At 45.7% G+C, this 14,303-nt stretch carries 14 protein-coding genes, 1 tRNA gene and 1 pseudogene; 6 read left to right on the top strand and 10 right to left on the bottom strand.

What is annotated here, in order from left to right; genetic code table 11:
- Nucleotides 1–106 precede the first annotated feature (106 nt).
- The 3 genes and pseudogenes from JGK14_RS30515 to JGK14_RS30505 form a co-directional block, all read left to right on the top strand.
- A pseudogene (locus JGK14_RS30515) lies at nucleotides 107–568 on the top strand (amidohydrolase family protein); the annotation flags it as partial.
- Nucleotides 569–825: 257 nt separating this feature from the next.
- Nucleotides 826–1,500, top strand: a complete 675-nt coding sequence (gene queC, locus JGK14_RS30510; RefSeq protein ID WP_293190288.1) for a 7-cyano-7-deazaguanine synthase QueC — start codon at nucleotides 826–828, stop codon at nucleotides 1,498–1,500.
- Nucleotides 1,501–2,461: 961 nt separating this feature from the next.
- Nucleotides 2,462–3,463 (top strand): hypothetical protein, encoded by a 1,002-nt coding sequence (locus JGK14_RS30505; RefSeq protein WP_293182431.1) that lies wholly within the window; start codon nucleotides 2,462–2,464, stop codon nucleotides 3,461–3,463.
- Between the two features lie 452 nt (nucleotides 3,464–3,915).
- Here JGK14_RS30505 and JGK14_RS30500 read toward each other — a convergent pair whose 3' ends face one another.
- The 5 genes from JGK14_RS30500 to JGK14_RS30480 form a co-directional block, all read right to left on the bottom strand.
- On the bottom strand, nucleotides 3,916–5,394 hold the full coding sequence (locus JGK14_RS30500; RefSeq protein ID WP_442921495.1) for a hemolysin family protein: 1,479 nt from the start codon (nucleotides 5,392–5,394) through the stop codon (nucleotides 3,916–3,918).
- Nucleotides 5,395–5,443: 49 nt separating this feature from the next.
- Nucleotides 5,444–6,586: an RNA-guided endonuclease InsQ/TnpB family protein gene (locus tag JGK14_RS30495; RefSeq protein WP_293211066.1), complete on the bottom strand. Its 1,143-nt coding sequence runs from the start codon at nucleotides 6,584–6,586 to the stop codon at nucleotides 5,444–5,446.
- Entirely contained in the window at nucleotides 6,525–7,139 is a 615-nt protein-coding gene (locus JGK14_RS30490; RefSeq protein ID WP_293219235.1) for an IS607 family transposase, read from the bottom strand. The genes JGK14_RS30495 and JGK14_RS30490 overlap by 62 nt, the downstream gene beginning before the upstream one ends.
- Before the next feature lie 205 nt (nucleotides 7,140–7,344).
- Nucleotides 7,345–7,989, bottom strand: a complete 645-nt coding sequence (locus JGK14_RS30485) for a hypothetical protein (protein WP_293190294.1) — start codon at nucleotides 7,987–7,989, stop codon at nucleotides 7,345–7,347.
- Between the two features lie 963 nt (nucleotides 7,990–8,952).
- A complete protein-coding gene (locus JGK14_RS30480) occupies nucleotides 8,953–9,081 on the bottom strand; it encodes a hypothetical protein (RefSeq protein WP_293202954.1) in 129 nt (42 codons plus the stop codon).
- A 56-nt stretch (nucleotides 9,082–9,137) separates the two neighbouring features.
- Here JGK14_RS30480 and JGK14_RS30475 point away from each other — a divergent pair.
- Nucleotides 9,138–9,210: transfer RNA gene (locus JGK14_RS30475), tRNA-Ile, on the top strand.
- 187 nt (nucleotides 9,211–9,397) lie between these two features.
- Here JGK14_RS30475 and pyrR read toward each other — a convergent pair.
- From pyrR to JGK14_RS30455, 4 genes are all read right to left on the bottom strand, one after another.
- Nucleotides 9,398–9,931, bottom strand: a complete 534-nt coding sequence (pyrR, locus tag JGK14_RS30470) for a bifunctional pyr operon transcriptional regulator/uracil phosphoribosyltransferase PyrR (RefSeq protein WP_293182435.1) — start codon at nucleotides 9,929–9,931, stop codon at nucleotides 9,398–9,400.
- Between the two features lie 379 nt (nucleotides 9,932–10,310).
- Nucleotides 10,311–11,387: an adenosylcobinamide-phosphate synthase CbiB gene (gene cbiB / locus JGK14_RS30465; RefSeq protein ID WP_293197783.1), complete on the bottom strand. Its 1,077-nt coding sequence runs from the start codon at nucleotides 11,385–11,387 to the stop codon at nucleotides 10,311–10,313.
- Between the two features lie 112 nt (nucleotides 11,388–11,499).
- Entirely contained in the window at nucleotides 11,500–11,901 is a 402-nt protein-coding gene (locus tag JGK14_RS30460; RefSeq protein ID WP_293182473.1) for a GFA family protein, read from the bottom strand.
- Nucleotides 11,902–11,934: 33 nt separating this feature from the next.
- Nucleotides 11,935–12,378, bottom strand: a complete 444-nt coding sequence (locus tag JGK14_RS30455) for an Rrf2 family transcriptional regulator (protein ID WP_293182439.1) — start codon at nucleotides 12,376–12,378, stop codon at nucleotides 11,935–11,937.
- A 493-nt stretch (nucleotides 12,379–12,871) separates the two neighbouring features.
- On the opposite strand from JGK14_RS30455, the gene JGK14_RS30450 reads away from it, so the two are divergent.
- Both JGK14_RS30450 and JGK14_RS30445 read left to right on the top strand, forming a co-directional pair.
- Nucleotides 12,872–13,258: an AbrB family transcriptional regulator gene (locus JGK14_RS30450; protein WP_293157313.1), complete on the top strand. Its 387-nt coding sequence runs from the start codon at nucleotides 12,872–12,874 to the stop codon at nucleotides 13,256–13,258.
- Between the two features lie 121 nt (nucleotides 13,259–13,379).
- The gene (locus tag JGK14_RS30445; protein WP_325315861.1) at nucleotides 13,380–13,514 is read left to right on the top strand and encodes a hypothetical protein; all 135 of its coding nucleotides are present in this window, start codon (nucleotides 13,380–13,382) and stop codon (nucleotides 13,512–13,514) included.
- A gap of 393 nt (nucleotides 13,515–13,907) precedes the next feature.
- Here the strand turns inward: JGK14_RS30445 and JGK14_RS30440 are convergent, their stop codons facing one another.
- Entirely contained in the window at nucleotides 13,908–14,087 is a 180-nt protein-coding gene (locus JGK14_RS30440; protein WP_293190290.1) for a hypothetical protein, read from the bottom strand.
- Nucleotides 14,088–14,303: the final 216 nt, after the last annotated feature.

The following is a 14,303-nucleotide window of genomic DNA, read 5'->3' as shown; positions in this document are numbered from 1 at the left end:
ACCTCAACGGCTGTAATGACGCAAATACGTTAAACAAATAGAAAGTGTCTAGAAAGTACAGGCATAATGGCTGGAAGGGTAGAAAAGTCGTGCTTTCTCCTATTCCAAACAATCTGGGCGTACACCGAGGTGGCGCGGAGTGACTGTCTTGCATGAACTAAAAGCAGCAGGAATTCCCGTCGCAGTTGCTAGCGACAATTGTCGCGATCCGTTTTACGGATTTGGCGATCACGATGTTTTGGAAGTCTTGAATATGGCAGCCCGTATCGCCCATTTAGATCGGCCTTGGGAAAATTGGCCGCGCACAGTCACAACCACAGCAGCCGACTTAATGGGATTGCCGAATTTGGGACGAATCGGAGTTGGTTTACCCACAGATTTGATTTTGTTTAAGGCGCGGAATTTTAGCGAATTGTTATCTAGATCGCAGCGCGATCGCACAGTTTTGCGGCAGGGTAGAGCAATTGATACAACTTTGCCGGATTACCGGGAACTAGACGATTTGTTGCATGAAAACTCGGCGGTTGAAACCGCTTCTATACAAACAAAACCCGCCTCCGCGGGTTGAAGAAGACTCGGCGGTTAAAATTATTTTATCTTCTTCAGTCCGCAGAGGCGGACTTCGTTTTTGTAGACGCGGTTTCAACCGCCGTCTTATGCGGTTAAAATTATTTTATCTTCTTCAGTCGGCGTCCGGCTGACTACCCTTCGGGAAGGCTAACGCCTACGTTTTTGTAGGCGCGGTTTCAACCGTACGTCCTATCTTGTCAAGTGACAACAGATTTGATATAAATATAAAACCTGATGCAATCGAGGATGTTTTAAGTGAAAGCAGTTATTTTATTGTCGGGAGGGCTGGATTCCTCAACAGTTTTGTATCAAGCCAAAGCCGACGGCTGCGAATGTTATGCGATATCCTTTGACTACAAGCAAAGACACCGGCGAGAGTTAGAATCAGCACGGGCGATCGCACTTTCAGCACAGGTTAAGGTGCATCAGGTGGTAAACTTTGACTTGACGCAGTGGGGCGGTTCGGCTTTGACAGACAATCAGATAGAATTGCCGATCGATCGCAATCTGGCAGAAATGTCGCAAAACATCCCCGTTACCTACGTTCCAGCTAGAAATACCATTTTTCTCAGCTTTGCCCTCGCCTACGCCGAAACCCTAGGAGCTCAGCGAATTTACATCGGTGTCAACGCTTTAGATTATTCCGGCTATCCCGACTGCCGCCTCGATTACATCCAAGCCATGCAGGAAGTATTTCGGTTGGGAACCAAGCAGGGAAGGGAAGGAGAAGCTATTAAGATTTTCACACCTTTGATAGAACTTAAAAAAACCGAAATTATTCAATTGGGCAACAAGTTGGGAGTGCCTTGGACACAAACTTGGTCTTGTTATTCAGGTGGCGAAAGTGCCTGCGGCGTTTGCGATTCTTGTCGGTTGCGGCTGGCTGCTTTTGACGAATTAGGATTAAAAGATCCGGTGCCTTACGCTTAATATTGCAGGTTTGCAAGGAAGCATCTGAGTTTTGAAGAGGGCGAAGCATGACCGCATATAAGTTATTAGTTATAATCTCCTATTTTCTACGGTCATGCTTCGCCCCTACGGATATATTTGCCTTGCGCCAGATGCACCCTTTCAATCCGCACTAATTGATTGTTTAACTCACTGAAATTAACCAATTTGTAGGGTTGGCAATGCAGATAGATTGATTTTGAACACCGCGAGTCTCGTCAAGTTTAAGGGTTTTGATTTTGAAATCAAGCTCTCGATCAATTTTCTTTGCTTGAAATATGAAAAAATCTCAAGCAAAATAGCGATTTCCTGCTTTTTGTGCAATTTAAATTTATTCCGCCGAACAGTGCTGGGTAGGGTGCATGTCACTTGGGCAAATATGTTTGTAGGGGCGAAGCATGACCTCCGTCAATATCGGATGATAACTAATAACTTATATGCGGTCATGCTTCTTCAGGCTTCAAAAACCAGATGCACCCGCTGGGTACATACAGCCAGCACTGTCTAGCACGATCGTTAAATCAGGCAATTTTAGGCTAATTTTGAACAATAACAGTCTCTAGCTTCGGTATTTCGGCTAAGGAGTTCGGTTCCAGCGACAAGTGCCGTTTTTTGACCTTACCAGCGTGGTATATAGGCGTTGCACAAAGTCAGCCAACTATTTAATTTGAAAGTCTACCTACAAGTACGGTATTGACTCGGAAATGGCTGCGAAGTTTATTATATTTATCAGTATTTATACGATTGAATCCTGGAGTTTTAGGAGATTATAGTTAAGATCGAATGCTTCAACAAACAATAGCGATCGCTATTATCGCCATCATTTGCTACCAAATTCTAGATTAAATCTACTCCGGCATTCGCACAATTGTCTCTCGCAAAAAATGAATGTGTGACTGAAAAGCCATCAGCATCTAACCTTGACAGAATAAATACTAAATCAATGACTACTCATCCTTCTTTGCTCAGCTCCATATCATTCGATCCGCTATCACCATCGGTAGACTTATCTGTTTCCTTCGCGCAAAAGTATCTACAACAGATGAAAAGCGGTACCCCTGCGGTTGTGGGTGAGGATAAATTTATCGAACGACGGCGTATCAGTATGGCAAAACAAATGTTGACATCGCTGCGTTCTGTGAGTGCAAAATCCTGGACAAAAACTGACTACCTATTGGCAGAAACGTTAATTGAACACGGTATAGATACGGATCTGATCGATCCTTGGTATATTTCTGGTGGTATTCATCAAGTTTATAAGTTTGCGATCGAAGCATATAGCGAGCAATTGTCGCCCTATCGTATAGTCAACAAGGTGAGCCCAGTTCTCGGACAAGTCCGACAGCACGTTACAGCAATTGATCCCCGCGTGATTGGCTTTGTGGCGATGCAATATCACTACACGGGAACGCAGTTGATGGACTTGCTCCCTGAGGGAGAACAGGAAAATTTTGGTAACTACGTCAAGATGCTAGACGATCATTTATATATGCCACTGCAACGCGCATACCAAGCTGCTGCAAAGCATCCACCGAATGCGATTCCGGTGCAATCTGTTCGCCTGCTGATGTCGAAGATGAGCTATATTGCTGAACGGGTAGTCGATCGAGTGAATCAACTGTACCCACGCTATCGCTGTTATTCTGGGCCCCTCAACAGTCAACATATCCGTACATCAAGTGTTCGTGATGTCGAGATGTTTCAGGTTTATATGTGGGTTTGTTTGCTCGAAGGCAATTTGCACGCGCTAGAAACCGAACTATTTCCCCTGTGCGTGATGATTTACCCTCGACTGAATGTCAGTTGGGAGCTCGTCAGCCAGATGACTCACCTACTTCGTAAGGAGATTGGGGCTTGTCTGTCACCCGAACAAGCGCAGTATTGTGAACCCTTCTATGAGATTCTGCGCCGTATGTTTTCAGAGGAAGTTTTCCCGAATGCTTGATACCGCAAAAACTCTTACGAACAGCACAAAGCTTGATATTAAAGGACTTTAGCTTGTTCCTCCAACATTAGTTATTGTCCTGTTTATTTTGAATTTCGTGTGGCAGCGCATTCATTCAATGGGACTAAAAGCATATCAGCTATTTGCGATCGTCCTCCCCATCAAAATCCAAATATAATACCAATTCAAAAAAATGTTTCTACAATAATTCAATACGGTTTACTTAATATAGTCCGAAGAGAGGAACGAAGCAATCTCCGTATCTATTTTTCAGAGGGTTTTACCCCCAGGGCGGTCTTAAGTAAACGGTATTGTACAATAATTGAGGTTGAGTTTGTTTGCTGAAATCTTGTCGGTGGTGCGTCGCCATAGCTGATTGTTCATCTCTTTTAAGGTAAGCTTTCTGGCGACACACCCTACCAATATTGTTGCATTTATTTTTTTAATTGGTATTAACTAGAAAACTTCGCCGCACCTCTCAAACCGCCATTCGATCGCCCTTTTCCCCCAACTTCCCCGCCCGCCGCTGCAACTTCACCCAAAACTCGATCGCCCGCCGTCGCACTCAACAACTGAATTTGAATCTGATCCAACCGCGGCCCGCACACAGAAACTACTGTAAGTTCCGCATTTTCGCAGCGCCAAACTTCCCCAACCGCCGGCATTCTTTGCAACTGATAACTCAGAAAACCTCCGATTGTCTGATATTCGTCTGTCACCTGCAAGTCCAAATTCAATATTTGATTGACATCATCTACATTTAACTGCGCTTGCGCTAAAAAAGTGCGATCGTCCAATACTTGCAAAGCTATTTCTTTGCTGTCGGGCGACTCGTAAGTGCGGCCGATAATTTCAGCGATCAAATCCCTCAGCGTCACCAAGCCGGAAATGCCGCCAAATTCATCGACGACGATCGCAATTTCTTCCGACGAACCCTGCATCAAAGGCAGTAATTCCCCCAGCAGCATCATTTCCGGCACAAATCTCACCGCACTAATCCAAGTTACAATCGGCGTGTCGGGAGATAGCAAACCTTCAGCTAAGGGTTTCGCCAGTTGTTTGAAGCCAATAATCCCGATAATATCGTCTAAAGAATCTCCCGTGACGGGATAGCGGGAATGGTTGGAAATCGCCATTTCCGAAAGCAAAGTTTGAAACGTAGCCGTCTTGGGAAGTGCCACAATGCTGGGCCTGGGTACCATCACTTCTTCTACGCAAACTTCGCCAAATTCAAACACGTTATTCAGCAATTCTCGCTCTTCTGCTTCCAAGCCGCTTGATTCGCTGGAAGTCGCTATAATTAATTGCAGTTCTTGGGGCGTAACTGGCTGGTGCGTGCGCTCGTATTCGATTCCCGCAAGCTGCAATAGCGATCGCGTGGATTGATTGAGAAACGACACAAAGGGATTGAACAAGCGGGAAATCAATAAACTCGGAGGCCCTAAACTTCTGGCTAGCTGTTCGGAATAAACTAAGGCTACAGATTTGGGCAGGATTTCGCCGAGTACGATTTGCAGGTAAGCTAGCAGGAAAAAAGTTACTATTGAGATGCTGGCAGAATGGGCGATCGCCGATTTGATATAGATTGGTAGCGGCAAATAGCCGATCGACATTCGGATCAGAACGGCGATCGTATCTTCTCCAATCCAGCCGAGAGCTAAACTAGAAAGAGTGATTCCCAACTGCATTGTCGAGAGCAATCGCTCGATACTGTGTATCAAAGATTGAACAGTTATCGCCGGAACATCGCCGGCCTCGACTAATTGATTGATGCGCGATCGGCGTACCGTCACCATCGAAAACTCAGCCGTCACGAAAAAAGCATTGATCGCAATCAGCAGCAGCACTGACAGCAACCGCGACAGCACCTCTGCCCAACTCATCGCAGGTAAATCAGCTATCTCCTGAACTCTAGTCCCTAAAAGTGACACAATTCTCCCTAGAACAACTTTCTCGATCGAACCTGAGAATCAGATACATTTAACCCGGTAAATCCCGGACTAAGCCCAGAATAGCCGTGTATGGCAAAACAGAAAAAGCAGCAAGCTCTCCTGTCAGGGAGGTATCTCTCAAGGCTTTCAACAAAATATTGAAAGCGCCATTTTTATCCCTGTCCAGAGTGTGTCCCCATTCTGGACATTTAAAGATTTTAGCTCCACCCAATTTAGCGTGGATATGCCCACATTTTGAGCAAGTTTTCGATGTGTACTCTTCTGTTACGTCTACTACAACACCACCATGTTTGGTGGCTTGATGCTTCAACATTTGCTTAAAACGATAATGGCTCAACGTGACCATCGCTCTAGCAGTTTTAGTCGCCAACCTACGCCTACCTTTCTTAACCATTTGCTGTGTTTCAAAGGTTGGCAAGAAAATTAGTTTGTACTTGGCTGCAAAATATTTTGCAGCTTTTTTGTGCAATTCATTAACTAAGTTCTTGATTTTGATTCTAATTTTTGCTGCCGATTTCCGCAAGCAATACCTCAGTCGCTTGAATTGCCTCCCTTTACTTAGTCCAATGCGGGACATTAATTTGTCTAGATGTCTTGCTAGCCGATAGATGCGACCAATATCGTTTTTTCCTATTTCGATAAAGTCACTGCCGTCAAAACCAGTAACAAAAGTCCTAACACCTGGATCCAGTGCGACAGCTAAATCACTATCGATCGGCTTTATTTTTGGTTCGTCAATCACATAGCAGATAAACCACTGCCTGTCGATCAAACTGAGTGTTGGCTCGTGTTGCATTACCTCAACGATTGGTTCGGACGCTTTAAAGGTTAGCCCTTTAGTAGCAAGCGGGTAAAAAGCCCCGAACTTCCAGTTAGATGTTTGAAATCGGATAGTTTGAGATGTGTCTAAACGGCTTCTAAATTTTGCCGTTCCTTTTGCCTTTTTAGCAGCTTTGTGTGCTTCAAAAGCTTGAAACACTGCCATCTGTCGCGGGTTGTAAGGTTGTTCGCAAACCCAGTCGGGAGCCGAATCCATTATCTTTTTTCTTAAATCATACTTGCCTATTTTTTCGTCCTTAAGAATAGCAATTGCTTGGTTGTAACACCACCTACTTGCCGCAATCCAAGTCCTCCATTTTGCTGCTAGCTTGGCTTCCGGGTAAACTCGAATCTTCTTTGATAGCAGATTTGTATTTTCCCAGACCGTAGAGTCGGCTGCTAAAGACGTGGATGATAGCAAGGATGTCTTCAACCATTTCTCGTTCACAAGACAACTCGTTTCTGCTGAGAACCATGAGTTGGCAATTGTTTTGTTCGCAGATCCATTTGATGAGCTCACCACCGAACCTTGCGAGTCTGTCTTGATGTCCGACCACAACTGCTGAGATATCTCCCGACATGTGTCCCAAAAGGGCAAGCAGCGCTTTTCTTTTGAATTTGAGTCCGCTTCCGATGTCTTTGAAGACCTTGGCTTGCAGGTAGATACTTTGGAGGTAGCTGACTTGTCTGTAGAGGTCTTCTCGCTGTTTATAGCTGCTAACCCTGGCGTAGATGGCTGTAATTCGGTCGTGTCTGCCTCCGAGAACGCTGTCGATGTCGTAGCGTCGCTGGTTGGATGGGGTTCTGATTGCTGATATTTTGCCGACAAGTTCCCAGTTTCTAAGGGTTTTATCTGAGACTTGCAGGATTTTGCAAGCTTTTCGCGGTGTGACATATTTTGTCATCGCTAGGTGGTATTTTTGTTTTCAATCCATAGTGCCAGCTTTTACAATGATTTACTAGGAATTTCTAGGAAATTATTTACTTTATGTCAACAGTCTGGAGGTTTGGTCTCCTTTTGTCTCATACCATTGTCCGAAAATAATGCAAATGTAAGCCCGTGCTCCAAACACTTAATTCATCAGCCATTCCAAATCCCAAATCCAATAATTACTTTGCCACTGGAATGCCAGATATTTGCAACTGTAATTTTTGGCCTGGATAATCTGTCAGCGTCAGCGAAACTTCCTTAGCATTTTCCAGCAAAGCTGTAGGAATACTCACCGTACCGTAATACACCTGCCCGTTGGGTGGAAGTTCCGCCGGCAAATCCTCAGCAGTCGCCGAAAGAGCCCGCCCTTGATTGTCAGTGACGTTCAAGAAACTGTAGAGAAACCTCACAGCTTGGGAACCTTCGTTTTTCATGCTCACGTCTAGCAGCATCGAGTTGCTGCGCTGGCTGGCTGCGCTCACTTCCAGAGTTACTCCCCCGTCGCGACTGTTCAGGGGAAACTTGGCACTGGTATTTGCCGCAGCCGGTTTTTTGGCTGTGGCAGGTTTAGAGCTTGCCTTGTCTGCTTTAGTATTTGTCGCGGCTGTTTTTTTGTCAGGATCGCGACCTTCTACCCGCGCTTTGACGGTTTTAAGAATGTCTTTTTCTTTCAAAATGCTCACTTGGTCTTTGCTAGCCGCAGCTCCCTGCTTACCGCTGCCAGCATTGTTGCTGGGGCGAACATCAGGTTGAGTCGTTCCTTTCAACGCTTCGCGACCTATAGTAAATCCCCAAACAGAACTCGTCACACCTGCTCCAAACATTAGAGTTAGCAGAATAAGAGTCAGCACTACCGTCGAATTCACCTTTCTTCCTCCCTAGAGACTCCCGTCATAACTATACTCGGCTTGGCGGTGAGAGGAAAGGGAGGCCAGGGTCTATACTGCATTATGTATCTCCATAAAAGGAAACCGTTGCGCCTCAAAAGTGGTTATTCTCCCTGGCATACCTGCTGACATTACAGGATAGAGGCTGCTGATATTGTTCTTTCGCTTACCCGCCTCAGTGGGGCGTTTAATTTGGGGATTGCTCCCTCTCGGATTGCTCCGGTAATGTTAGCTTCGACAAAGTTAGTGGTCGGTACTTTCTCGCTTGGCACTGTCTCCCAAATGACTGTTTAACCTAAGAGTTTTAGAGCTACGGACTAGCTACGCATCCGTAGGTAAGAACGTGACATACCCGACACTCATTTTGTAAACAAATAGAGTGCGGGCTTCCTCTTTCAACGGGAGAGCCTTATTCGCAGCCCTCTCTAAGCTGGTCTTATCCTCCCTCCGTAGGTTTTACTCACCTTTATGTGGTACTCACTAGCAAGATAATTACTTATCTTTTCCGGCAGACTCCCTGTGTCCCAAGGAGTAGAATTGTTGATTTTTTCACCCATCCATCAGCTCTTTTACGGCTTAGCTGGATATTGGGGCTACCAGTCAGAAACTGATAGGTGGTGTCTAGCCTTTATACAACGGAAAGTTCGCCCACCACGGCTACTCTTATCATCCCCGCTTAGTTCGAGCCTATCATGGATTCGCTATCGCTCAATTTGTTTGGTGCTCGTTTTCATCCCGTCACTCATCCTGTAAACGGATAGAGTGCGGGACTTCCAACTCGTATTAGTTAAACGCCTTGCCACTAACGCAGGCATTACTGCCTGAGTCTGGTCAACTAGGGCTATGTTTCAAGCCCCCGTTATAGTCGGTACTCCGATTTAACGGTGGGTTGTTGACTGCCTATAAGTTGATTCCAAAATCGTAGAAACTGCTAATTCCGGTCGATCGACTCCAGCACAGAGGTGATACAGGCGATCGCGGGTTCGGCAGATCTAAAAGATTTTGATTTTTGTTCTCTAGTTCTAGCACGGACTGGGAAATTATGTTATACTACTTTTGAGTTGGATCGACATAAGTCGATCTAACGGCAGTTGGCCGAGCGGTTTAGGCAGCGAACTCATAATTCGCCCCAGGCAGGTTCAACTCCTGCACTGCCGATTTTAAGGTACGTAGTTGCGCTTGGGCGCTCTTGTCTATACTACTGATTGGAAAAACTGAGAATCTGTTTCGGCCGTTAAGGTACGTAGTTGCGCTTCAGCGCTCTTTCATGAAGCAAAGAGCGCTAAAGCGCAACTACGTACCTAAGTCAGTTGTGTCCCGGATGTTTCGAGGCTAACGAGCGACATCAACCCTTAATCAATTCCACTCCGTCGCGCCCGTCAAGTTCTTGAACATAAACCTTAACTTGTTCTTCCTTGGCTGTCGGCAACTTTTTACCCGTAAAATCCGGCTGAATCGGTACTTCTCGGTGGCCGCGATCGACTAATACCGCCAACCAAATTTTCTCCGGCCGCCCGTAATCGTTTACCGCATTCAAAGCCGCTCGAATTGTTCTACCTTTATATATAACGTCATCTACCAACACCACCGTTTTGCCGGTCAAATCGAAAGGAATTTCTGTTTTAGCAGGTGTCCGCATCGCAACTCGATCCAAGTCATCTCGGTAAAACGTAATATCCAAAGCACCCACGCATACTTTGACTTGTTCGAGGACTTCAATTTGAGCTGCCAACATTTGAGCTAAAGGCACTCCTCTAGTATGAATCCCCAACAGCACTAAGTCCGAAGGAGCTCCTGATTTTTCGACAATCTGGGAAGCGACGCGGGTGAGAGTCCGCCTCACTTCATCCGGGGATAAAATCTTAATAATTTTAGTCATTGCTGGCTGCGAGCTAATGGTTGGCTGTTGGCGAATCGAAGGATTTTAGATTTTAGATTTTAGATTTTAGATTGACTGGACAAATTAATCTCTGGGTTGGAACAATTATTAGATGTGAGACTTCGGCGTTAGTGTCAGCGTCGAACGATTTTAGATTTTAGATTGACTTGACAGTTGAATCTGGGAGAAGAACTACTAACGTCGAAACTTGTTTGGCTCTTCCAGAGGGAGCATCTCATTTTTGAAAAAAGCATCTTTTATTATAGTGCTGTCCCCGCTCGCGAGTATTATACCGCTCGCACTATAAATGCAAAACTAAGATACTCCCCTTCCAGACTCCTGTCGGAGGGCTGTATCTGTCTGCGGGTCAGCTCTATTGTTAGGGAACAAAAGATAATAAAGTATAAACAAGCAATGATAGTCCCAACCAAATCAGAAAGCAATACCGAGTTAATTGCAATGCTTGGTCAATTTGCTGCGGTGCGATCGCACGAATCGACTCGCCTAACAGCGGTTTGTGTTTGATAACTCCCCGATAGGAATTTGTACCTCCCAGTTGTACTCCCAAGATGGCGGCGTAGGCGCACTCGCTCCAACCGGAATTGGGACTGGCATCTTTAACAGCATCTCTCTGACAAATCTGCCAAACGTAGATCGGTTTGCCAGATATCAGGGCTAAAGTAATCACTGTTAGCCGACAAGGAATCCATGTCAGCACGTCTTCTAGTTTGGCGCTAAACCATCCTAAATCTGTGTATGGTGCTTCTTTGTAGCCGACGGTAGAATCTAATGTGCTAGCTGCTTTGTAGGCGATCGCACAGGGAACTATCGCCAGATCCCACATCGAGTCAGGAGCGATCGGTCGATCGATAACAGTTAATAATAGATGCGGCAGAGCGAACCCAACTAATCCATAAAATAGCGGGGCACTCACGCCATCTACTGCATTCTCTGTTACAGTTTCTAACAATGCTCGCAGAATTTCTGGCTCAGATAAGTTTTCGGTATCCCGACCGACGTAAAGGCTCAACCTTTCTCGCGCCTTGACTAAATCTCCAACCTTTAAAGGCGCTAGCACGTCTTCAGCAGCCGCCCTCAAACTGCGACCGGCAAAACAGCTAGCCAGCAAAATGGTTTGTAGGGCAATGCCTAAAACAGGATGCACCCAACTAGCAGCAAGGACGATCGACCAACTGACAGTATAACTGCCTATAATCAGCCCGATCGCTAGTATTGTACCAGCACATCGTAGCAGCAGTTGGTGCCGCTCGCCTGGGGGACGATCGCCAGAGAGAGGCATTTTGTCTGCGGGATTGTTCCATATATTAAAGACAAATCGAGTATAGCGGTCGATCGCCCAACCCATCGCCTGCACGGGATGCGGCCAACCCCAAGGATCGCCGATCGAATAATCCAATACCGCAGCTAAAATCAAAACAGTAAATTCATCCGGCATTATTATATATGGTGTTCAACATGATAGTCCCTTCGATCGCTAGTGAGCGATCGGGTAGCTGCTGTTTTAACTGCTGCTACATCGAGCGGAGTGTGATTTTTTAGAGCCGATTTTAACTGCTGAGATGACTTTCGTCGTGCAGTTCGTGTACGTTCTGTTCCCAATTAACACCGTCAAAGGGTAGAATCTGAAATTGGGAAACGGCATAGTCGTCAAGACAGCGGACGTTGACATCGAATTGATCGGGATGCGATCGGGGACGATAGAACGAGTGAATCCCACAAATCCGGCAGAAAGTATGTTTAGCAGTGCCTGTATTAAATGTATAGGTTGTCAAAACATCTTCCCCGCAGAGCAAGGTAAAACGTTCGGGCGGCACAATCAGGTGCAAAAATCCTTTCTTTTTACAGATAGAGCAGTTGCAGTCAGATGACGAGTGTTTGTCAACCGTGACTGTGAAGCGGACAGCACCGCAACGTGTGCCACCAGAGTAGGTAACAAGTGTTGCGTCCATGTGAGTTGGCCATCGAATGAATGAACTTACCATCTAAATGATAAAGCTAGTTTCTTCTCCGAGAGCAGCTTGCCAACTGCGGACATCATAGTATAAGTCTTCGAGGGAAATACTGTACAGCGCTTCAGCAAGTTTTTTGTGCAATCGGTTCCACAAACTGAATGTTACCCAGTCCTCTGGTTGGGTAGCGTCAGGAGAATGTCGAGGTAAAGGTTCAATAGTTTCCCCTACAGCCTCTAAGATTTGTCCTAAAGAGATTTGAGCTGGCTCCCGAGCCAATTGATATCCTCCCTGGGAACCCCGAACAGATTGGACTAAACCGGCTCGTCGCATTTCAATCAGCAATTTTTCTAGATATGGAGCGGGTAACTCCTGTCGGTTCGCAATCGATTTCACCGATGTCGGCCCGAACCGAGGTTGCAAACTTAGATCCAGTAGAGCTTTGACACTGTAGTGTCCGCGTGTGGTTAACTTCATGGGATTTTAAGAGCGGGGCAAATATTCAGCTAGCTGATAGCTGATAGCTTATGCTACCTAGTTTAGAGATTGCTCGCACGCTCCTGGCAGCTACTCCTCAAGAAAGACTCCACCTTGTTAAAAATATTTAGACAATAGTGGTTAACAATTGAGCCGATCGGTGTAATATAGTTTTATCAAACAATTGGGTTTAAAGCCCCATCCTAAAAAGACGGCTTTCATGATAGAGTAGACTTTGTTGATTCGCGAGATATAAAAATCCGGTCTCAACTCTCTTATTTCAAAAAATCTCAAACAGGTTGGGGCATCAACCTGTGGGCGAGGTGATGTTAGACAGGTGAAGAACCTGCAATCGCTGTTTGAACCCAGAATCCCAGCGCCTTTAGGTGGGGGAGTATGTCAAGACCGGCTATAAAGCTAAACTTTCTTGGTCAAACCAAAAACCAACCGAGAAAAAATCCGTACACCACTTGAATATTTCAGGACTCAGTAAATGGCTAAAAAGAAAAATATCGAACCCCTTGAAGGCGAAGATCTGATCAAAAAGGTCAAAGACCTAGAGAATCTGACCAAGGAAGAAAAAGCTAGAGCCTGTGGCTACTATACCGTTACCAAGAACGGCGTAGAACGGGTCAACATGATGAAATTCCTGAATGCGCTGATTGATGCAGAAGGCATTCAGCTAGATGGGAAGCAAAACGGCAACGGACGTGGCGGACGCTCGGCTAGCTATCGGATTAGCGTTCAATCTAACGGCAACTTACTGATTGGAGCTGCCTACACCAAGCAGATGGAACTCCAGCCGGGAGATGAATTTGAAATTTCTCTGGGACGCAAGCACATTCACCTGCGCCAAATCGATCGCGAAGAAGTATCCTAGGTCTTTACAATTTGCTTTGAATTCTTGCTTGAACAGGTTGGTTTGACTTCAAGCATTGACTGCTGGCAAAGAGCGGGCTCTGAAATTTTGCTCTGAAATTTTTCAGTGCGCCTAAAACAGTATGGATTCTATAGATGGCAATGGCTCGACAAAAGCCAGTGCTACTACTTTATATTTTCTGAGAATACCTATTCTCGCCCCTCGCTATATCCGTTTGGACAAGCGGGGGATTTTCCGCGTAGCTGTTGACAGTTGACTGTTGACTGTTGACTGTTGCTCGAACAACGGGGTGCAGCGGCTTGTGCAAGGCGAATATATCCGTATGGGCTATAGCATGACAAGAGTCAATATGAGATGATAACTAATAACTTAGGAACGAAAATTTAATAACTTACACTCTTAAAAGTGGGATGGGCGTCCCGCCCGTCCCTTATAGACGGGCGGGACGCCCATCCCACAATCATTAAAATTGTAAGTTATTTAATTCTCATTCCTTATAGGGAGCATCTCAGTTTTGCAAGAAGCATTTTTTATCGTAGTGCGAGCGTCCCCGCTCGCGTGCTTGTACAAACAAGCACGCGAGCGGGGACGCTCGCACTGTAAATGCCAAATTGAGATGCTCCCTCCTTATATGCGGTCATGCTTCGCCCTATTCCAAAACCAGATGCACCCGAACAACGAAGAGGGAAGAAGGAAAAGGAACAGGTTCGAGGGATTTCAGGATGAAGTTTGACGGACAAGCAGATGTATTTCCCGATTGGAGAGTGACTTTTCCAATCTTGTCTGATGCAACTCTCGTGCTGGCGATCGCCAGCACGAGCTCGTTCATTCCCAAATCTAAAATCTAAAATCTAAAATCTAAAATCGACTGACACCGAAGCAAGCAGCTTCGATCGCCCTACGTGAAATTATGGGTCGAAACAGTTAGAGTGTTAGGGAGCAATTATTGACATACTCCCCGGCGTAAACGCGCGGGGATTCTTTACGCCTCATCGACTGATGCTACCTTTCATAGTCTTACTCTGTCTCCGCGTACATTTAAGGT

The organism is Microcoleus sp. PH2017_28_MFU_U_A, assembly GCF_020738035.1.
In the GTDB taxonomy this organism is placed as follows: Bacteria; Cyanobacteriota; Cyanobacteriia; order Cyanobacteriales; family Microcoleaceae; genus Microcoleus.
This window is presented reverse-complemented; position numbering and strand designations above follow the sequence as displayed.